A 21,671-nucleotide genomic window follows, 5' to 3' on the forward strand; every position below is an offset into this window, starting at 1 on the left:
CGACCACCTCTTAAATCTATTTTTTTCCCTTTAAATACTCTAATATTAGCTCCCTTGCCAAAGGAGCTGCGACCCTGCCTCCTGAACCACCATTCTCTACAATTACCGCAATGGCAATTTTGGGGGCTTCAACCGGAGCGAATCCTATAAACCATGCGTGTGGCTCCCCGTGAGGATTTTCAGCCGTCCCTGTTTTACCGGCAACTTTAATGCCTTTAATTTTTGCAGCCCTACCCGTGCCGCTTTCAACAACTTCAGTCATATACTCCTTTAATTTATATGCAGTATTTGGTGAAATTACCACTTTCCTTAAACCTCCAAAATTATTGGACTTTACTTCCCCAAAGGGCATTTCCACACTTTTTACAATATAAGGACTATAATAAACTCCGTCATTTGCAATAATCTGAGCAACGGAGGCCATCTGAAGAGGGGTTGCAAGGACTTTCCCCTGCCCTATGGAATCTTCCGCCAATTGAACGTCGCTGTCTAAAAAGGAAGGTGCAGGGAATTGACTTTTTTGAACATGTAATTCAAAAGGTATCTCAGAATTAAAACCAAAATTGTTAGCAACCTTTAAAAGTTTCTCTCTCCCTAACCGCAAACCCAATTCGGCAAATATGGCATTGCTGGAAACCGCAAAAGCTCTTTTAAGATCATACTGCCCCGGCTTTATAAAATCATCATCTTTGATAATCCTGCCCCCTATTTTTATATACCCCTTTGTTGTAAACCTTTCCTTCTCAATTCCGGCAAAATTCTCCAAAGCCCCGCATAAAGTCAGTACTTTAAAAGCAGAACCGGGAGGATAAAGCCCTTGTATAGCCCTATTTAATAATGGATGGTTGTCGTCGTTTTTAAGTTTTTCCCATTCCTCTTCAATTTTATTTGAATCAAAACCGGGTGAACTCACCATTGCAAGGACTGCACCCGTTTTCGGTTCTATGGCTACAATTGCGCCTTTTTTCCCCTGTAATAAGCTGTACGCCTTCTTTTGGAGCTCAGAATCTATAGTAAGGTATACATTGTTCCCCTGAGATAGCCCAAGTATTTTTTGCCTTAGAACCTTTAGCGGGTCCTGTTGGGAAATTCCCAAGAGTTCACCGTTTAAAGCACTTTCCAACCCTGAACGGCCTACCTTTGATGAAGAGTATCCTAAAAGAGGGCCAAAAGCTTCTCCGCTAATGTATATCCTCTTTTTTTCACTGCCTACTTCCACGGTTTCTGCAAGGGTTACACCGTTTCTATCCAAAATTGCCCCCCTTCTCATTTTTGCTTCCTGTTCCCAAAGCCTTTTGTTGAAGGAACTTTCTATAAGCCTTTGCCTTTCGTATAGCTGAAAAAATGTTAAATAGGACATTAAGGATAAAAACATTATACAAAATATAAAAAAAATTATCTTAATATTTTTTTGTAAATTGTTCATTTTTACCCTATCCCCTCCTCTTCCCTACTGCTTATCCAGACACCATTTAGTATACCGAGGGATGTAAAACTTATTATCATCGAACTCCCGCCATAACTCATGAAAGGAAGGGTAACTCCTGTTATAGGGATTAATTTAATAACCCCACCTATGATAGTAAACACCTGCAGGCCGAAAAATACCGTCAGCCCTATGGAAACCAAAGAAAGATATGAATCTATCGAACGAAGAGATATCCTTACACCTCTATAAACCAGTAAAAAATATAAAATAATCAGTGCTTGCCCCCCTAAAAAACCAAACTCCTCTGTAAAAGCAGAGAAAATAAAATCCGTTGCCACCGCCGGAATGTACTCCGGATGTCCCAGGCCAAGTCCCGTCCCGAAGAATCCACCTTGAGCAATGGCAAAAAGGGATTGAGCAATCTGATAACCCCTTCCGGGTACGTCCTGCCATGGGTCTAACCAAGCAAGCACCCTTGCTCTAATATACGGAAAGGAATGAAAACCTGCTAATCCTAAAAAGATCCCAAACAATATGCCCAAAAACGCATAGTCATACCTTGAGGTTGCTATGAATATTAACATCAACGCAGTGAGGTAAAATAGCATCGCACCGCCCAAATCCTTTGCTAATATTAATAAAACAATAATTAAAAATATTTCTAAAATAAATTTGGACATATTTTTTATTTTTCCTTCTTTTAAATTTGAAGATAGGTAAAAAACAAAAAATAACTTGGCAATTTCCGAAGGTTGGAAGGAAAAAAGACCTTTAATATATATCCAGTTTTTTGCTCCTCCCCTTTCTACCCCGAATAATATAGGTAAAAGCAAAAATACAAAAGTTATCAACCAAAAAAGCAGCGGATTTTTAACCCTTTTTATAAAGTAGTTTGTCATAATAGTAGAAAGTATAAAAAGAAATGCCCCTATGACGTAAAAAACAACCTGTTTTTTATAAAGCTCTGGATTTATCCTACATAACATAATAAGTCCCAATTCCACCAATAAGCTTGAGAGTAAAAAAAGATATACATCTGAATTTTCTATAAATTTATAGTTGATAATATAGCATAAAAAGAAGGTTGCTAAAAAAATCAGAGCACCGTAAAATATACCTATTCCTAAGGTTTTATTAAAATACGATAGCAATAAAAAGTTTATAATACCTATTAAAGCTAAAATACCTACAGATTTATTGTAAACATCTTCAATCTGAGGGTGCATCCGCTTCCCTCCTCTTTAAAACGTACTTTTTGCTTCCCAGGATCAGTTCATCGTTTTCCTTCAACTTTACCGGCCTTTTTATTCTAACGCCGTTTAAAAAAGTTCCGTTGGTGCTTTTCAAATCCTGAATATATAACGCATTCCCTTTTTTATAAATTATTGCATGCTTACTGGATAAATAAGGGTCATCAATCACTATGTCCGAGTCATTAGCCCTGCCGATAGTTGTAACCTTTAAAAGAGTATATACTTTTCCATCTTCGGTTTTTAAGACATATCCTAAATTTTCCTGCTTATCTTCTATTAAGTCCATCACCATTATTTTTAAAAAATTATACAAAAAATAATATAAAAGCCCAATAATTACATATTTTGCAATCTGGGCCAACAGTTCGTACACTAAAAACCACCTCTAATATTTCATATCAGCCAGTATTATTAGTATTTGACTCTTTTTTAGTATTTCCTTTTTTTAGCATATAATTTTTTTTATTAAATAAATAATTTACTCTTTTATCCCATTTTGATTAAAATTTTTCATTATAACTTCATATGATGCGTGGAAAAATATAAATGCCTGCTGATGATTAGCGAGGTACCGTAAATCAATGGGTATCGATAGTTAACCATCAGCAGGCTATAAACATTTTTATCCTTCTATCCCATTTTCCATTATCTTCCATTTGTTACACCTATCACCCCATCGAGCTATTATTTTTTCATCCATTTTAATGTTTACCACTTCACACCGGTTAGAACAACCTCTACATTCGAAACTGTCTGCCGTAAAATAGATTTCGCTTGCTCTAAAACCTCTAAATTTTGTTTTTTCTACCTTAGCATCTTTTGCAAGGAGCGCTGCCCCAATTGCGCCCATGACATGATGATATTTGGGCACATAAACCTCCATTTGAAGGGCCTCTTCGAAAGCTGCCTTCATTCCCGAATTCGCAGCTACACCTCCCTGAAATACTACTCTCGGAAGTATTTCCTTTCCTTTCCCCACATTGTTTAAATAATTCCTTACAAGAGCCTGACATAAACCCCTTATAATATCTTCGATCTTATGCCCGAGTTGCTGCTTATGTATCATATCGGACTCGGCAAAAACAGCACACCTTCCAGCAATCCTTACGGGGTTTTGGGATTTAAGGGCTAAGTTACCGAACTCTTCTATAGGGATGCCGAGCCTATTAGCCTGCTGGTCCAAAAAAGAACCTGTACCCGCAGCACATACGGTATTCATTGCAAAATCAGTAACAACTCCGTCCCTTAAAATTATTATTTTTGAATCCTGTCCGCCTATTTCTATAACGGTTTGAACATCGGGCACTTCCTTTTGGGCTGCAACTGCATGGGCTGTAATTTCATTTTTTATTACGTCTGCTCCAACTATTACCGCTGCAAGTTGTCTTCCGCTTCCGGTAGTGCCAACACCTCTTATATCGTATTTCCCTTCTTTATCTGCAAGCATTCTAAGGCCTTCCTGTACCGCTTTTATAGGCTGGCCTTGAGTTCTAATATATATAGCTTCCTTGACTTCACCATAATCATCAATTATCACGATGTTTGTGCTTACAGACCCTACATCAATCCCCAAAAAATGTGCCATTTTTCGCATCCCCTTTTATACAATTTTTCTTCCTTTTAGCTGCAAGAAGATCTACAAAGGCTTCTACTCTTGTTCGCAAGCCCTCTTTTCCCGTTTGCTCATCTAATGTAATGGGCAAAAAACCTATATTGTATTTACTGCATACCTTCGGCAAAATGCTCTTTGCAACAATTTCGGGTATGCAAGTAAAAGGTGAAAGTTGAATAACACCATCAAATCCCCTTTTTGCAAATATTATAGCATTCCCCACCGATTCTCTTCCATGCCCTCCGCACATTTCTTTAAAGTAGGGCATTGCCTCCTTTTTGACATCCCTTTCTCCCGGCCTGTGCAGTAAATCCATGATAGCATTATAAAAGGTATACCCAGCAAGGAACATAGACCTTTCTGCATAAACTCCTAAATCACCGAGCATTTCTTCTATTTCTAAATTTGCCGAAGGTTCTAAAAGCACATAGATTTCTCCCACAATTCCGATTTTAATAGGATCTACATCCTTTTTTTCTATTTTATCAAAGAGCTTTTCGATTTCCCTTTCCACTTCCAAAAGCTCTTTATAATCCCTTGCCTGTTTTACAAGCTCAATGGATTTTTTATAAGCCAAAGAAGCATCTCCCTTTTTTACCTCCACTGGTCTTACTTTATGGCTTAGCTTTTCAGCCTTATCAAGAAGCTGTAATTCCTTCCAAATGAATTTTGCTATATTAAAGTAATCTCTAAGCCTTAATTTCACGTTTATTAATTTTTTTATGTTTTGAATTAAATCCTTAAGATAACGACTCGGGGGTTCCAATGTGATCATTTCAAATTGATATCCGAGGCTTTTTAAAATTTTCTCCTGCAAAGTAGTGTAAAGCCCTGCTCTGCAAGGACCCACTCCCCCTGTTGAGACAAGGGTATCCGCACCTTTTTCCAAAACCTCTATATAAGTGCCGAGCACTATTTTAAAAGGAAGGCATGCAAACTCGGGTGCATATTTTGTCCCAAGGCTTAAGGTTTCCTTAGTAGGCCTTGTAGGTAAAATCACATCATTGCCCAAGGCCCTCATAAGATTTTCGAAAGGAATATTTGCCGTTCCGACAAAAGGAAAGGATACCTTTCTCATGATACCGCCGCCTCTTTTCTCGCCTTTTTTATTTTTATCATATCAACAAATGCTTCCAATCTGGTATTGACACCCTCCTGTCCGGTATGTTCATCCAAGGTAACCGTAAGAAAGGGGATATTTTTTTCTTTACATTCCAATTCCAGCAGCTTATCTACAATAAAATCCGGCCCACACCCGAATGCAGTAACATGAATTATTCCATCCACATTTCTATTGTTGATAAAATGGTAGGATGCCCTCAAAACATTATTGCTAAAAGTCCAAAAGAGCAACTTTTTTATATTTAAACTTTCTTCTTTTTTTACTCTCTCCGGAAGCATTTCCGGCGTTATTACATAGCATCCCAGAGAAATCAACTTTTTTATAATATCCAAACTAAGATAAGAATCATATAAGATATAAGGGTAACCCACTACACCAAGTTTAATATCTTTATTTTTATCCTGAGATTCAATGCCAAGAGGCAATAAAGCACCTTCCTGCATCCTTTGGCAGTATTCCTCATAGCTTTTAAGGGCTATATTGCACGCTTTCCATGCCTTTAAAAAACCCTTCCCCAGAATTTTTGCGGTTTTTAAACAGATTTTAAAAAGCTCCCTTTTTTTTCCTTTTGTATCAACCCTTATCTCCAACATATTGTTAAAATCAGGTATGGAATTTTCGAGCATATCGGGCAGACCTAAAAATTTAGGGCAAAAAGTAGCTTCTTTATTTACGCTGACAAGCCTCGGAACCAAAATCAGGTCAGCTTTTTTAAACAAATTTTTTACATGCCCGTGAAATAATTTTATTGGAACGCATGCGTCGGAAACCGCATCCTCCACTCCTTCATCTATTATCTCTTTAGAAGTTTGTTCTGAAACAACTACTTCAACCCCAAGTTCTTCTAAAAAGCTTAGAATAAACGGCGAATAGGCGTAATAAAAAAGCGTCCTCGGTATTCCAACTTTCATTTAAAGCATCCCTTCCTAATCTCTCGATTCGTAACATATTATTATTCAACGGCTTTTAGATAATTCCTTTTTTTTTATAAAAAATTAACAATAGGGCCCGTATTTTAAAGGAAAAATACGAGCCCTTTTACTATAACATTTTCTTTTAATTATACTATTTTAGAATTCCGCTTTCAATTAATTTATTCATAAATTTTCTCTCAACGGCATCAACCAATATTCTATCTTTGAACATCTCTGCTTTTTCTGTCGCCGAAAGCCTCAAGCCTTTTTTCATCTCTTCCCAATCATGCCTGCTAATAATACCACCTTTTTTATCCATAGCTAATTTTATATACCTGTAAGCCGGCACTTTATAAGAAATTTCATAAGTAATATCTTCTACATCGGCGTAATCTTTTTCGTAACCAAAAGATTTTAATAAGTTAAGTATGACTTTCCAATCTTTTAACTCTTTATTGTTTTCTACTCCTTCATACCACTGAATTCTTCCCTCAAAGCTGGTAAATGTTCCCTTTTTGGAAAGTATCGACTGAGCAGGCAGTACAATTTCAGCAAGTTTTGCAGTTTCCGTCAAAACCATATCCTGCACCATCAAAAATTCGAGTTTACTAAAAATATCCTTCAAAGAATTATTATCTGACACAGGGTCTTCGCCAAATACCAGTGCAGCTTTTATCTTGCCCTCTTCAATTAGTCTGAGTATATCCTTATAATCTTCACATAATCCTAAATCTGAAAGCCCTTGGGAATTATTTTTGCTCCTCAGCATCAATATTCCGTTTCTCGGCCTTCCTATATGTCCTGAAACAACTGCCATATGAGCGATAAGCCTTTCAGCTTCTTTTGTAAGCCTATCGTGGTCGAAAATTACCACAGCATTTTTTGCCTTGCCGTATAATTTTGCTATTTCTTTTACTTCATCGGAAACAACAACATTTTCAATGGATTTTCTCAAATCCTCAAAACCTTCGAGGGAAGAAATGCCGGGATTTACTCCTTCTTCTAACAAAGCCTTAATTATTGCTTTAATAAAATCAGTATCGTTTTCGGGCCTTATTACTACATCTGCCCAATCATCAGCTATGGTCTTTTTATTATTTACTACAATAAGTTTTGCACCGCGCCCTAAAGCTTGCCTTACTTTAACTCCAACTACCGCATAATCTTCCATCAAATGGCATCCCAATAACAATATTACATCCGCAGCAGAAACTTCTTCAAGGGTTACTGTTGAACCATCAAAACCCAAAACATCCTTTATTCCGCTGGGTAAACTACTGAAAGACGCCAAATACGGTGTGTCTATCTTTTTTGCAAGCTCTTTTACCAAATATAATTCTTCATTTGTCAACTTAGGAGATGCAAAGAGCGCAATGCTATCTCCTCCATACTGTGCTTTTATCCCCTGAATCTTTCTGTTGACGTAATTTATAGCATCATCATAAGAAATTTCTTTATAGGATTCCCCACTATTTATTAATGGTTTTTCAATTAATTCCTGTTTTAGCAATGTGCCCAAACCGAAACGCCCTTTGACACAGAGATGTCCGCCGTCTACTTTGCTTTCTTTATTTGGCAGTACCCTTATTACTTTGTCCCCCGACATATCCAAGACTACATTGCATCCTACTCCGCAGAAGGAACAGACTGTATCCCTTTTCTCCGTTTTAACAGGGACAGGTTTTTTAACGAAGAATCTTTCCTGAAGTGCTCCCGTCGGGCATACAGCAACGCACTGTCCGCAGGAAATACAGGATGTATCCTTTAAGGCCAGCTCAAATTCCGGTTTAATTACCGTCTCAAATCCCCTGTTTACAAATCCGAGGGCCGTAACTCCCATTACTTCTTCGCAAACTCTGACGCAAAGTCCACAAAGTATACACTTTTGAGGGTCTCTTATGATAAAAGGATGCTCGTCTTTATAAGCATGTTTCTTGGCCTCACCGCTAAATCTCTCCGGTTCGACTTGGTATTCATTGGCGTATTTAATTAATTTGCACTCAAAGTAATCCTTGCAGCCGCACTCCAAGCAGCGCATAGCTTCTTTTTGGGCTTCTTCTTCGGTATAACCTTTTACTATTTCAAAGAAGTTATGTTTTCTTTCCTCTGGTGACAAATGGGGCATTTCAACTCTATTTACAACTTCCCTGTCAGCAAAGTCTTCTCTTGTCAAACCTTCTCTTTTAACTACGTAGCTTTCTTTTATAGGGACTATCTCTCCTTCAAGATAGGTTTTTATCACTTCCGCTGCGTTTTTGCCGTCTGCAATGGCTTCAATGGCAATGCCGGGACCTTCGTTTACAGCATCTCCGCCAGCAAAAACACCCGGTATATTGGTGGCATAGGTTTTTTCATCTACACTTATGGTCTTTTTCCTTGTAATTGCAAGCCCTTCAAAACCTTCTATGTTTACTTCCTGCCCAATTGCCGCAATAACCGTTTCCACTTCAAGCGTCATTTCTTCACCAGGAATAGGTTCGGGTCTCCTTCTTCCGGACGCATCCGGTTCTCCCAACCTCATCTTTTGCAGCTTAATAGCAGAAACCTTACCGTTTTCACCTATTATTTCCTTGGGTGCAACCAAAAATACGAATTTAACCCCTTCTTCTTCAGCCTCAATAACCTCAATTTCATTTGCCGGCATTTCCTCTTTTGTACGCCTGTAAAGGACATAAACCTCTTTTGCCCCTAAACGCACAGCGGTTCTTGCAGCATCCATAGCTGTATTTCCGCCGCCTACTACTGCAACTTTGCTGCCCATTTCAATTTTTTCACCTTTTGTTACAGCCCTTAAAAATTCTATACCGCCAACCACACCTTTGAGTTCTTCTCCAGGGCAGCCGAGTTTTGAACTTTTCCAGGCACCTATGGCAATAAAAACAGCATCATAGTTTTTTCTTAAATAATCTAAAGAAATATCTTTCCCTACTCTACAGTTTGTAACAAACTCCACTCCCATGCGGGCGATGAGTTCAATTTCTTTGTCAAGAACCTCTTTGGGAAGCCTATACTGAGGAATGCCGTACCTCAACATACCTCCCAATTTTTCCATTGCCTCGTAAATCACAACTTTATGACCAGCTTTTGCAAGGTAATAAGCTGCACTAAGGCCTGCTGGGCCTCCTCCAACTACAGCAACTTTTTTGCCGGTGGGTGCATCCATTTCGGGCATATAGGGAGTATCTAAGGACAGGTCTATATCCGCTACAAACCGCTTTAGCCAGGCTATCGCAATAGGCTCTTCCACCAACTGTCTCCTGCAAGCATCCTCACAAGGGTGAGGGCAAACCCTGCCGATGCTCGCCGGTAAGGGCAGCTGTTCTTTTATTAGTTTTACAGCTTCCTTATATTGGCCGTTTGCAATCAACCCTACATAACCCTGACAGTCCGTATGAGCGGGACATGCCTGCTGGCAGGGAGGGCGGCAATCCCCTATATGGTTTGACAAAAGGAGTTCAAAGGCCACCTTTCTTGCCTTTCTTACCTTTTCTGTATTTGTCCTCACTACCATACCTTCAGTTATTTCAGTCGCACATGCCCTCAATAATTTTGGTGCTCCTTCGACCTCTACCAAACACACACCGCAGGAACCGTATATTTTTACCCTCTCATCGTAGCACATGGTGGGAATATCAATACCATTTTCCCTTGCTACTTCAACAATAGTTTGGCCTTTTCTACCCCTTACTTCCAATCCGTTTATATTAAGCCTTATTTCTTCCATTTTTCCCCCTCCAAACCTATTCAACTCTTATGGCGTTGAAACGGCAAACTTGTACGCAGGTGCCGCATTTTACGCATTTATCGGGAATTATGCTATAAGGTTTGCCCTTTTCTCCCTCTATAGCATTCGCAGGGCATTTGCGGGCACATAATCCGCACGACTTGCATTTCTCTTCATCAATCATGAAACTAATAAGGGCTTTACACTGCTTTGCAGGACATTTTTTGTCGTATATATGGGCCTCATACTCATCCCTAAAATATTTCAAGGTTGTAAGCACCGGGTTGGGAGCCGTCTGGCCCAATCCGCAAAGAGAACCTTCTTTAACATTTAAGGCTAACTCCTCTAATTTTTCAATATCTCCCTCTTTACCATTGCCGCTTGTTATTCTTTCAAGTATTTCCAGCATCCGTTTTGTACCTATACGGCAGTGAGTGCACTTTCCACAGGATTCCTTCTGGGTAAAAGCAAGGAAGTACCTTGCCATGTCCACCATACAGGTGGTTTCATCCATAACAATCATACCGCCGGAACCCATAATTGCACCTGTTTTTACTATGGACTCATAGTCAACAGGAGTATCCAAGAGAGATTCCGGTATGCATCCTCCTGAAGGGCCTCCTAACTGAACGGCTTTTATCTTTTTGTCTCCCTTTATTCCTCCGCCAATATTAAAAATTACTTCTCTTAAGGAAATTCCCATAGGAACTTCCACAAGTCCGCCCTTTTTAATTTTACCCGCAAGGGCAAATACCTTTGTACCTTTACTTTTTTCGGTACCGATTTGCGCGAAAGTGCTGCCGCCGTTTAAGATTATCCACGGTACATTAGCAAAAGTCTCCACGTTGTTTATGTTTGTGGGTTTTCCCAAATAACCCTTTTGAGCAGGGAAAGGCGGTTTTAACCTGGGCATTCCCCTTTCTCCTTCTAATGATGCTATAAGGGCAGTTTCTTCGCCGCATACAAAAGCTCCAGCTCCAGCTTTTATTTTTATATCAAAGGAGAAATTTGTACCAAATAGATTTTTACCTAAATAACCCTTTTCCTTAGCCTGTTTTAGTGCTATCTGCAGCCTTTTAATAGCAAGCGGGTATTCTGCCCTTACGTAAATAAAACCCTGTTCTGCCCCAATAGCGAAGCCAGCAATTGCCATACCTTCTATTACAGAATGGGGGTCACCCTCAAGAATGCTCCTGTCCATAAAGGCTCCAGGATCTCCCTCATCCGCATTACACACAATATATTTTGGGGATCCTGCTGCCTGCCTTGCAGCATTCCACTTAAACCATGTAGGGAAGCCCGCCCCTCCGCGTCCTCTTAAACCTGAAATTTTTATTTCGTCAATCACCCTTTCGGGAGTCATTTCTTTAAGGACTTTTTCTAAAGCCCTATAACCCCCATTTTTTATATATTCTTCAATAGATTCAGGGTTAATAACTCCACAGTTTCTTAAAGCTATTCTTTTTTGACCCCTTAAATACTCTACATCCTCTTTTGAAATTACATTTTTCTCGATCACATTGCCTTTTAATATATGTTCCTCGAAGATGTTTCTCATTATTTCCGGAGTCACCTTGACGTAAGTGGTTTTGTTACCGCTGTCATCTATAACATCAACAATGGGTTCCAAATAGCAAAGACCGATGCATCCAACTTTTTCAATTTCTAAATTAATTCCGCTTTTATTTACTTCCTCTTCGATTACCTGTAAAACTTTATTTCCCCCTGCAGCTATTCCGCAGCTGCCAAGGCCTACTAATACTTTCACCCCGCACACCTCCAAAATTTCTCAAACCTTCTCTTTATTGTAAATTTCCCTTATTATTTCCCTCGCCCTGTCCGGTGTCAATTTCCCGTAAGCCTCACCATCTATCATCATTACGGGTGCCAAACTGCAGCACCCAAGGCAGGCCACATTCTGGAGTGTAAACAACCCATCCTCGGTTGTTTCCCCTTCTTCAATCTTTAATTCATCGCATATAGCATTTTTAATCAGTTCCGAACCATTTACATGGCAAGCAGTTCCCTGACAGAGCATTATTAAGTGCTTTCCAATTGGCTTTAACCTGAATTGGGTATAAAAAGTTGCAACCCCAAATACCTTTGCAGGCTTAACCTTCATCTCCTCGGCTATATAGTAAAGTGCTTTTCTTGGTAGATAACCGTAAATTTCTTGTGCTATTTGAAGGGCAGTGATCAAATTGTTTTTTGATTCCTTATAATCCTTCAAAGCTTCCTGCAAAACCGTAAGATCGATGTCCGTATCTTTAAAATTTTTCTCCAGTCCCTGTTCTTCACAGTGATTGCATTTCATCCCTTTCACCCTTTCGTAAACAATAATAAATACTTTATACAAAATACAAAAAAATATTCTACATTTAAATTAAAGATTCCTTCTTAATTAATACTAAAAAATAATACTAAAAAATTCAATTTACCTTTATAGTATCAGCTATAATATCAGTTTTTTAGCAGTTACATTAACCCTTAGAACATTTAAAGCTGTATGGTATTCCACAATTTTCTTCACCTCCTCCTGAACCTTTGAAAGAAGTTCATCGATTTTAAAACCGTATTCGACGTTTAATTCTAAATTGATGACAATACCGCTCTCATAATTTTCTAATATGGCCCTTCCTCCTTTTGCCACACCTTTTACGCTGTTTGCTGCAAAAAGTGCAAGCTGCTCTAAGGCCACGTTGGAAATGGTGTACCTGCCAAGATAACTGTAAGTTGGCCTTACCACTGTGCTCTCCTTTTCAAACTCTATCTTCCCTCTTCTGAAAAATATTTTCATGGGGTCAAGCAAATAGCCGGAAAAATACTTTTTAACTTCAAGGGTAGGTGCAGGTATGGCGTGCTTTCCTTCCTTACTTCTATAATATTTAGCAATTTCAATTTCTTTATCCGAAGAAATTTCTTCAATATATACTATTTTATCGGGTAAACTCAAGGAAAGGGTATTGCATATTTCCTTTACCATATTAACGGAAGTACCGATTATGAGGATGTTTTTGTCATAACCTATTTCTGACAATTTTTCCCTTACCTCTTTTGCATGAGAGGGGTCTTTAAATAAAGCCCTTTTTATTGCCGCTATTTTCGTCTTTTCCTTCTTTGCCGAAATACCCGCCACTACGCTGTTATTATAAATTAAAAGGCCATCATCGATTATTATTTCAGCATTATTTAATGCCGCTATCATCAAAGCTTTATGACTTTTACCCGTTCCACTTTTCCCAATAAGAGCAATCACCATATGAATCACCCTTAATAAGTTAATAATATCACAAATAGACTATTATATAAAGAAAAAAATCCCGCAAGTTTGCGGGATTTTTTTATTTTTTCAAAGGCACTATTTTTTCCCCAACAGCATTCCAAAAACCTTCAGTAGTATATCCCAGCCTCCACACAGCAATACCCTTTAGACCTTTTGAAACTGCATAAATTACCTTGTTTTTTACAGCTAAATCGCTTTCCATCCAAATCTGATAAGTGACATTATTTTCATCGGTGAAAATTCCATTAGCCATCAGGGATTTCTCATCGATTTTGAATTTTAATCCGTACTTTTCCTGCAATTCATCTACATAAAGAATTCCAGTGTAATTAAAACCCGCTCTTGAAGGAAGCACCGTATATTTTTTGCCGTTTGCCCATGCATATCCGTAATATCCAATACCCAAAACCACTTTTTCAGGAGGAATTCTTTTTAGCGTATAATCCAGTATTTTCTCCACCCAATCCACCCCGGCCTGAGGCTCGGGATTTGCAGGGTTTTTATCGTAGGCCATGAGAACCACAAAATCAGAGTATTTTCCTAAGGTTTCATAATCATAACCCGGCCACCAATCCCTTTCTTCAGTTTTAACAGGTAGAGAAAGATTTAAGGTTTTATTTTTTTCTTTCAGAGCAAAATAAAGGGATTTTACAAATTCATTGAAATTATCCTTATCCGAAGGACTCAAATACTCAAAATCAAGATTTACCCCATCGTAGCCTTCTTTTTGCACCTCATAGACGATACTTTCAACAATTTCTTTTCTTTTATCGGGTGTTGCAAGAGCTTTTGTCAATTTTTGCCTATCGCTCTCAAACACAAGGGCATATACGTATATTCCCTTCTCCCTTGCTATCCTAAATACCTCTTTGTAGTCCTGAGGAGTCATTATAAACCTTTTTTTATCATAATTGGTGAGATTAACATTGTCATCTAAGGTATACCATTTAACAGCAACAGAAGTTAATTTGTCAGCATTGCTTACAAAATCCTGAAAGGAATACGAGTAGTAATACCCTAATACATGTTTTAAAACCTTTTGCTTGGAAATTATATTAACAGTTCTATTTTTTTCATCCCAATTTACCATAGCCCCAAAGGCCTCAGCATAAAACCTCAAAGGTACAAGCACCCTCCCTTGATATAATATGGGAGAAACATCCAGGTTATATGGCTTGTTATTAATCAAAGCGACCTTGCTGTTTAATTTCAATTCAACGGTTTTCTCGCTATTTACAGCTATTACTTTTCTTTCCTTGCCATCCCATTCCACATTGGTACCAATTTTTTCGCTTAAAACCCTAAAAGGAACAAAAATCCTGTTATTTTTGAATATAGGATTAACATCGAACTTGAGAAGGCTGCCATCAAAAATCACACTGGCAGTGGCCGCATAAGATGGAGTATAGGCTGAAAAAGTAATTGTCACTAAAACAAAGAATGCAATTATGTATTTCAACCTTTTTAGAATTTTTATCATTTATCTTCCCCTTTCGTTAATGCACTCTCTTGAGCATGGATTTAGATATCCATCAATGGAGCATTCCTCACTTCTTCTGGTATTTCAAATTCCCCATCTTCCCCTATTTCAAAATATTCACTAAGCCCATTAAGTGTAATACGGTTTAAAGGATTAATATAAATTTTTAATTCATATGCCTCTTTTAAAATCTTACCGGTCTTGTCAATATATACTTCTCCTCTAATTTTCTCTACTGTAAAATTAACATCCTGCTGGTTGGTGTTTTGCGAAACCACGCCTATTTTTTCTAAAATGGTTTTTATATCTTGGTTGCTGGAATCAGTAACATAGTATATTAATTTAGTTAAACCCTCTTGGGAATCTTCCTTTTCAAGCCTAAAAAGGCATTTACTATAATCAAAATGCTCAACAAACATCGGAAAATTTATTGAATTTGTAAATGTAGATTTTATTTTTATCCATTTTTGACAATTATCTTTATTTTTGCTACTCACAACATTTAAATAATTATAATTTTTGTCTGCATAAATTTCAATTTCACTAAAATCTTCTGTATCAAAAGATTTCATGGATATTATCTGATGAAAAATTTCTTTTAAAAATTTCGTGTAAATTTCCACAATACTTACATAGGCTTGTCCATCTTTTTCTAGGACGACCCTATAAATATCTTTCCTGCCATAACTTTTCAGCATATTTTTACTTTTTATTAAATCAATTACCAAATCCTGGGCATCACCCTGATTTGAAAAAATCTTGTTAAGCAGCTCTTCAGCTTCCCTGCGAGTTATTATTTTATTTTCATACTCGTTAAATCCTTTTTTTAAAAATCCCTCTTCTTTTAATACGTTAAAATAGGTTAATGCCCAATGGCCATTATTATCGTTATCGGAAATATCTACAACTCCTAAGGTCCTTGATATCAACGCAAAAGCTTCAAAATATGTAATTGACTTGTTGGATTTTGCCGTTTTGTCCGGGTATCCCCTTAATATACCTTTTTTATAAAGAAATAATATCGAATCCTTATTCAAAGAGGGTTCATCTAAATCTGTAAAAAAATTGTCACCCTCTTTTGGGCCGTCCCAATTTGGAAAAGCTAAATTAACTAAAATGTTCGCAAATTCGCCCCTTGAAATATAAAAATTTTTATTATTATCATCGGCTTTTACTCTAACTGAATTTGCCGTAGATACTGATACAAAAATTAAAAACATTATCGCTAAAAAGAGTTTCAGAATTTTTTTATTAACTGACGACATAAATCGCTCCTTTCTTAAAATAAAAATGGTGCGCCTAGGAGGATTCGAACCCCCGCAAACCCGGCTCCGGAGGCCGGTGCTCTGTCCCCTGAGCTATAGGCGCACTCAATTTTCCGGACAGATAATACACCCCTTGCCCGGCTTATTTTGTTTACTTTCGTAATATAAATATACCCGAGATTAACCCCTTAGTCAAGCAAGCCTTTTTATAAAACGGCATTTCCCTAAATGTTCTTATAACTTTCTTGATAACCAATAACAATTTTCGACAACATTTGATATTATTGTTAAATTTTTGACATTTATTGACAAACTTTTGATTTTTTGATATTCTGAAATTGTGAATGTTATTACAATCCTATTAATCTGCAAATAAAATATTATAGGAGGTTTTACAATGAAAGGTTTCGCAATGCTTGGAATCGGAAAAGTAGGATGGATAGAAAAGGAAAAACCCACTCCAGGACCTTTTGATGCTATAATCAGGCCTTTAGCTGTAGCTCCGTGTACATAAGATATTCACACCGTATTTGAAGGTGCTATAGGCGAAAGACATAACATGATCCTCGGACATGAAGCGGTAGGTGAAGTAGTTGAAGTCGGTAGCGAGGTTAAAGATTTTAAACCCGGGGACCGTGTAGTAGTTCCTGCTATTACCCCAGATTGGCGAACCCTGAAGGCCCAAAGAGGTTACCATCAGCACTCCGGCGGCATGCTTGCAGGATGGAAGTTTTCAAATATTAAAGATGGAGTTTTTGGAGAATTCTTCCACGTGAATGATGCAGATATGAATCTTGCACATCTACCGAAAGAAATTCCTCTAGAAGCTGCTGTTATGATTCCTGATATGATGACTACCGGTTTTCATGGGGCAGAAATGGCTGAAATAGCACTTGGTGCGTCAGTAGCAGTTTTCGGTATCGGTCCGGTAGGACTTATGGCTGTAGCCGGTGCAAAACTGCGCGGAGCGGGGAGAATTTTTGTTGTAGGCAGCAGACCTGTATGTGTCGAAGTTGCAAAGCAGTACGGAGCTACTGATGTTATAAACTACAAGAATGGCCCTATAGAAGAACAAATAATGAAACTCACTGATGGAAAAGGTGTTGATTGTGTAATTATCAGCGGCGGCAATGCCGACATCATGGCAACTGCAGTCAAGGTTGTCAAGCCAGGTGGCACAATTGCGAACATTAATTACTTTGGCGAGGGAGAAGTTTTACCAATTCCCAGATCAGAATGGGGATGCGGTATGGCTCATAAAACAATAAGAGGCGGTTTGTGCCCAGGCGGAAGACTGAGAATGGAAAGACTTATTGATCTTGTCATATATAATCGCATAGACCCAGGCAAATTAGTAACACACGTATTCCGCGGGCTTGAACATATTGAAGATGCTTTCTTCTTGATGAAAGATAAACCGCAAGACTTAATAAAACCTGTGGTTATATTAGAATAAAAATGGAGCTTTAAGCTCCATTTTTTTGTTCTGCTGTGGTTTTATACATATAAAAAGCAAAGCCTATTACAAAAGGTGTCATCAACTGGGTTAAGGTGAAAAATCCAATTCCCCAACGGGGGTTAACATAATGCACCAGATAAAGAGGATTATCTCTTACGGTTTCCTCAAATAATGCTCGTAAAAGTTGATGATACCAAATAAAAGACCAAAATTGATAGCCTTTTGGAGGGTTTTTCGTTTCTAAATATAAAAACCTTATAAGTAGAACAAGGCCGATAAAAGAACCTACCAGTTGAGCGGGCCACCTTCCGAAGGAAAAATCCGTCATTCTGCCCAGGACTTCTTGGTTGAATATATTACCTATCCTTACGATTATGTAGCCAAAAGATAAACCAAGCACCGTGAGGTCAGCCATTTCATTGGGATTGACATTATTTTTCTTGCAGTACCACCAACCGCTCAAAAAACCGCCAAGTAAAGCACCGTGCCAAGATAAACCACCTTCCCAAATCTTAACTACCTGTAAAGGCTCTTTAATAAACCACTGAGGATAGTTAGTCAAAACAAACATTAATCTTGCTCCAATTATTCCAGAAATAATCACTATCATCGCAAGATTTAATATAAAGTCTTCATCTATGCCTTTCCTTCTTCCTTTAATATATAAATAATAGGTACCCACAAGAAAAGAAATAGCCATAAAAATACCGTACCAATGCACCGATATAGGTCCGATTTTAAAGGCGTAGGGGCTTAAATTTAAAAGCATAATTTATAACCTCCAATAATCATTATTTTTTTAAGTTAAAATAGGTCCCAATTGATTTAACTGCTATTTTATTGTCTTTAATTATTTCGCACTCAGCCACACAAATATTTTCACCTTCTTTTATTACCCTTCCACGGGCGATAACCCTTTCATTCAAATTTATCGGAAGTAAATAATTAATTTTCATCTCTACGGTTGTGGGAATTTTCCCCAAACTCCTGACGGCAAATCCCATAGCAGTATCACATAACGCAGCCGTTGAACCACCGTGCACTATTCCAATTGCATTAAGCATTTCTTTTCCTGGATTGAATTCAATAGCTACTTCTCCCTTCCCAATCTCAATCATCTTATAACCCATTAACTCAATGAAAGGGGAATGAAAATTGTTATTTACTATTTCTTCAAAAAATTCTTGTTCTAACCCTTTGTTTACCGTTTCCACTATTTTCACCCCTTGTTTTTTTAATGCCTTAGCTTTAATTTTACCACAATATTTCAGAGTATTTAAGTTGCTATTCCGGCAAAAATAATATAAAAAAAAGTTAGCCCAAAAAATAAAGCCGGTTTTTACCGGCTTTATTTTTTTAAATTGTGCAAAGGAGTCTTTCTATCCTTTCTTTTTCCGTTAATATCCTCTTTTTAATAGGATCGTAAGGATATAAAGCTCCTTTATATAGCTTAGTAGTTAACATACCTTTTGCTGCTTTACTTCCCTTTAGGTGTGGTGCATCAAGTATGCCTATTTGTATGGCTTTTGCTATACAATCAGGGGAAGAAAGAGGGTCCTCTATTCCCTTTCCTAATTCCTTAATGGCATCTATTATTATCATTGCATCCTCTTTCAGTCTTTCTTTCCTTTCTATTACTTCTTTATCATTTACAAAATCGGGCATGCCTAAAAAGGAATTTTTAATTATCTGTCTTGCTATCTTACAGCTTTCAATTATCTCTTCTGCACCTGCAGCATGGTGTGCTTCGCAAAAGCCAACTACGTGGTATATATGAGGTTTTAATGCCATCGAAATGTAAGCAGAATACGCAAGCTGCCCCTTAGCCATATTCAGATCGGAGGGAAAACTTGCAAGACCCGCCCTAACCTGGCGGTATACTCTGAAGCTGTCGTCTTCCAATGTGCTTACAAGTTCAAGTTTTGCAAGCATTTTTGCGATGTCCATTTTAGGGGAAATAGAAGGCGGGACATTGAACATAAACTGTGCAATAAAATCCTTAACCTTCGCTTTTTTGGCATTATATGCTGCAAGATAAAAAGCCGCAACTCCAACAGCATCATGGGCATCTCTCAAGCTCCAATGATGTGCCTCATTTACTTCAACGGGTATTCCTCTTTCACCATGCCATTTCATAGCCTGTTGGTTCTCAAAAATGGCATCTCTTACGGTTCTTGGTCCTCTCCCGTCCAATTCGCTGTACCAACAAAGAGGTATAGCTGCCCATGCGTTATTAATGGTTTCTTTTAAGAGCTCGGCAAATTTCAATAAATTACTCGTCCCGCTGTAACAACGAAGCAGTGGGAAATTTCCCCTTTGGGCTGCTTCGTACATCCTTACAAAATCCTCTTTTTTCCTTACCGGTACGCCTCCCGCTCCGTCCAATCGCCTATCCATCTTTTCCGGTTCAAAGAAAAAGCTTTGAGCATTTTGATCCGGTGCAATTGAAATGACATCCAAAACCTTAGATTCTGCGATTTTTTTAATGGCTTCAATAGTATCTTCAACCTTAGGAAGCCCCAAATGATGCCTTATTATGGGATAAGGGTATTTTGATTCAATCCTTGAAATTAAATCCTTTGGGTAATGTTCAAATTCCTTTTTGTCAATTCCCCTTAAAAACCCAATAACTTCATCCACATCTTCTGTCCCGTCAAATACTTTGTAAAAAATTCCTGACTCTTTCGCTACAAGGGCTGCTGGCTCATTGCCGCCAAAGATCCACTTTATGCCCTTTAAATCTTCTTCATCAATTTTTTGCTTCAGTTCTTTTAATATATGTCTTAAAGGTTCAGGTGTTAAGCGAAAACTTATTCCTACATAATCTGGCTTTTTAGCTTTTACCTCACGAATCAGCTCATCCACCGTCAACGCTATTCCTGAAAACTCCGCATCATAACCTTCCTGCTCGGCAAGGGATAAAAAGTTCATTACACCTGCTACGTGTACGCAGTTACCTATGGTGCACGCTATTATCTTCCTATTCATTACGCTACCACCTCCTCTTCCAAGGATTTTCTTACGATATAGCCCTTTTGTGCAAAAAGATGTATTTCCGCTGGAGTAAGCCCTGCTAAGCCTAATTTTTCAGAGGTTCTACCAACTTCCCAAAAATTCACTCCGGTCATCATACAGGCAAGGCCGATTATAGTATCTATAGCAGGGGTTTCTACACCTACCTGTTTACCAAGGGAAGATATGGGAACCAAGCTGTAAGGCACATCCTCGTAAATATACCTTGTGTTCAATCCCTTTGGCGCAGTTAATCCCTTATAAGCTGTATTATTCTGAATAGCTTCATAGAGGGTTTCTCCTTTTGCGCCATAAGATTCGTAAAGCCATTCAATAGCTGATAAGGTTTTAACACCTAATGCCCTTGCCACATTCATTCTTTCCTCATCCAATTTTTCGAGCATTTTACCTATGGTAGGTGTAATGCCTTCCAAGTAATACTCAAAGGGCTGGCATCTCTCTATATGTCCGCTGTTTAAAAGAGTTGGCGCAGGGTGAAATATCGCACCAAAATTGTTTAAACTCGTTTCCAATACATCCGTCGCCTTTTTAAATTGAGGAAAGGCATGGGAAACTGCTTTAATCACTTTATCAGTCTGGTCTGACGGAATCGCAGCCAATTTAACCTCATTTTTTACGCTGAAAATCTTTACACTTGTGTTTGACATTGCCCTGCAGGCATAGATAAAAGTCTGAGCCTCGGCTACCACCACATCTTTTTCCGCTTCCCACTGTCTTAAAACTTCAAGCACTTCGAAAGCTCCGCAGGTTCTACCCGGGTTTAGAATTATTATCTGGCCCTTTTTTAAAAAAGGCGCCATGGCAGCTGCAAGCTCTTTATGAGCGGTTGCAGGGGTAGTCACCATAATAACATCTACCCCGTCTATTGCCTCCTTAATATCATTGGTAACTTTGCAAAGTCTTCCTTCCCCTTCGTAAGTTCCGCTCAAATGAATTACAGGATTTTTTACTAAATCGATTAATTTATCATAAGATCTATTGTAAAGGTTAACATTATAACCCATTAAGCCCAGATATCCTGCCATTGCAAGGCCGCCGTTTCCCGCTCCTATAACCGCAAAGGAAGTCGCTTTGACCTTCATCGATTACCCCCCTC

Annotated in this window: 16 protein-coding genes, 1 tRNA gene and 1 pseudogene; 1 reads left to right on the forward strand and 17 read right to left on the reverse strand. The window is 38.3% G+C overall.

Going from position 1 to position 21,671, the window contains the following annotated elements:
• Nucleotides 1–16: 16 nt before the first annotated feature.
• The 13 genes from ACPLVF_RS00200 to ACPLVF_RS00260 all read right to left on the reverse strand — a co-directional run bounded on the left by ACPLVF_RS00200 (nucleotide 17) and on the right by ACPLVF_RS00260 (nucleotide 16,186).
• Complete coding sequence (locus ACPLVF_RS00200) at nucleotides 17–1,252, reverse strand: peptidoglycan D,D-transpeptidase FtsI family protein (RefSeq protein ID WP_424905805.1); 1,236 nt, start codon at nucleotides 1,250–1,252, stop codon at nucleotides 17–19.
• Nucleotides 1,253–1,428: 176 nt separating this feature from the next.
• A complete protein-coding gene (locus ACPLVF_RS00205; protein WP_424905806.1) occupies nucleotides 1,429–2,655 on the reverse strand; it encodes an FtsW/RodA/SpoVE family cell cycle protein in 1,227 nt (408 codons plus the stop codon).
• Entirely contained in the window at nucleotides 2,639–3,055 is a 417-nt protein-coding gene (locus ACPLVF_RS00210) for an FHA domain-containing protein (protein ID WP_424905807.1), read from the reverse strand. Before ACPLVF_RS00210 ends, ACPLVF_RS00205 begins: the two co-directional genes overlap by 17 nt.
• 249 nt (nucleotides 3,056–3,304) lie before the next feature.
• Nucleotides 3,305–4,267 carry an acyl-CoA dehydratase activase gene (locus tag ACPLVF_RS00215; protein ID WP_424905808.1) on the reverse strand — a complete coding sequence of 321 codons (963 nt, stop codon included), beginning with the start codon at nucleotides 4,265–4,267 and terminating at the stop codon, nucleotides 3,305–3,307.
• Nucleotides 4,245–5,372: a 2-hydroxyacyl-CoA dehydratase gene (locus ACPLVF_RS00220; protein ID WP_424905809.1), complete on the reverse strand. Its 1,128-nt coding sequence runs from the start codon at nucleotides 5,370–5,372 to the stop codon at nucleotides 4,245–4,247. Before ACPLVF_RS00220 ends, ACPLVF_RS00215 begins: the two co-directional genes overlap by 23 nt.
• A complete protein-coding gene (locus tag ACPLVF_RS00225; RefSeq protein ID WP_424905810.1) occupies nucleotides 5,369–6,328 on the reverse strand; it encodes an acyl-CoA dehydratase activase-related protein in 960 nt (319 codons plus the stop codon). The genes ACPLVF_RS00220 and ACPLVF_RS00225 overlap by 4 nt, the downstream gene beginning before the upstream one ends.
• Before the next feature lie 154 nt (nucleotides 6,329–6,482).
• Nucleotides 6,483–10,055 (reverse strand): NAD(P)-binding protein, encoded by a 3,573-nt coding sequence (locus ACPLVF_RS00230; RefSeq protein WP_424905811.1) that lies wholly within the window; start codon nucleotides 10,053–10,055, stop codon nucleotides 6,483–6,485.
• Between the two features lie 16 nt (nucleotides 10,056–10,071).
• Nucleotides 10,072–11,823, reverse strand: a complete 1,752-nt coding sequence (gene nuoF, locus ACPLVF_RS00235; RefSeq protein WP_424905812.1) for an NADH-quinone oxidoreductase subunit NuoF — start codon at nucleotides 11,821–11,823, stop codon at nucleotides 10,072–10,074.
• 21 nt (nucleotides 11,824–11,844) lie between these two features.
• Nucleotides 11,845–12,369, reverse strand: coding sequence for an NADH-quinone oxidoreductase subunit NuoE (gene nuoE, locus ACPLVF_RS00240; RefSeq protein ID WP_424905813.1), 525 nt, complete (start codon nucleotides 12,367–12,369; stop codon nucleotides 11,845–11,847).
• 138 nt (nucleotides 12,370–12,507) lie between these two features.
• Nucleotides 12,508–13,314 (reverse strand): Asp23/Gls24 family envelope stress response protein, encoded by an 807-nt coding sequence (locus ACPLVF_RS00245; RefSeq protein ID WP_424905814.1) that lies wholly within the window; start codon nucleotides 13,312–13,314, stop codon nucleotides 12,508–12,510.
• Nucleotides 13,315–13,396: 82 nt separating this feature from the next.
• A complete protein-coding gene (locus tag ACPLVF_RS00250; protein ID WP_424905815.1) occupies nucleotides 13,397–14,818 on the reverse strand; it encodes a stalk domain-containing protein in 1,422 nt (473 codons plus the stop codon).
• 41 nt (nucleotides 14,819–14,859) lie between these two features.
• Nucleotides 14,860–16,083 carry an S-layer homology domain-containing protein gene (locus ACPLVF_RS00255; RefSeq protein ID WP_424905816.1) on the reverse strand — a complete coding sequence of 408 codons (1,224 nt, stop codon included), beginning with the start codon at nucleotides 16,081–16,083 and terminating at the stop codon, nucleotides 14,860–14,862.
• Nucleotides 16,084–16,109: 26 nt separating this feature from the next.
• Nucleotides 16,110–16,186: transfer RNA gene (locus ACPLVF_RS00260), tRNA-Arg, on the reverse strand.
• Nucleotides 16,187–16,480: 294 nt separating this feature from the next.
• On the opposite strand from ACPLVF_RS00260, the pseudogene ACPLVF_RS00265 reads away from it, so the two are divergent.
• A pseudogene (locus ACPLVF_RS00265) lies at nucleotides 16,481–17,539 on the forward strand (NADP-dependent isopropanol dehydrogenase).
• Nucleotides 17,540–17,549: 10 nt separating this feature from the next.
• Here ACPLVF_RS00265 and ACPLVF_RS00270 read toward each other — a convergent pair.
• The 4 genes from ACPLVF_RS00270 to ACPLVF_RS00285 form a co-directional block, all read right to left on the reverse strand.
• Nucleotides 17,550–18,314 (reverse strand): prolipoprotein diacylglyceryl transferase, encoded by a 765-nt coding sequence (locus tag ACPLVF_RS00270; protein ID WP_424905893.1) that lies wholly within the window; start codon nucleotides 18,312–18,314, stop codon nucleotides 17,550–17,552.
• A 19-nt stretch (nucleotides 18,315–18,333) separates the two neighbouring features.
• Entirely contained in the window at nucleotides 18,334–18,756 is a 423-nt protein-coding gene (locus ACPLVF_RS00275; protein WP_424905817.1) for a PaaI family thioesterase, read from the reverse strand.
• Between the two features lie 142 nt (nucleotides 18,757–18,898).
• The gene (locus tag ACPLVF_RS00280) at nucleotides 18,899–20,530 is read right to left on the reverse strand and encodes a cobalamin B12-binding domain-containing protein (RefSeq protein ID WP_424905818.1); all 1,632 of its coding nucleotides are present in this window, start codon (nucleotides 20,528–20,530) and stop codon (nucleotides 18,899–18,901) included.
• Nucleotides 20,530–21,657 carry an NAD/NADP octopine/nopaline dehydrogenase family protein gene (locus ACPLVF_RS00285; protein WP_424905819.1) on the reverse strand — a complete coding sequence of 376 codons (1,128 nt, stop codon included), beginning with the start codon at nucleotides 21,655–21,657 and terminating at the stop codon, nucleotides 20,530–20,532. Before ACPLVF_RS00285 ends, ACPLVF_RS00280 begins: the two co-directional genes overlap by 1 nt.
• Nucleotides 21,658–21,671: the final 14 nt, after the last annotated feature.

This window comes from Thermovenabulum sp., assembly GCF_049701175.1.
Classification (GTDB): domain Bacteria; phylum Bacillota; class Thermosediminibacteria; order Thermosediminibacterales; family Thermosediminibacteraceae; genus Thermovenabulum.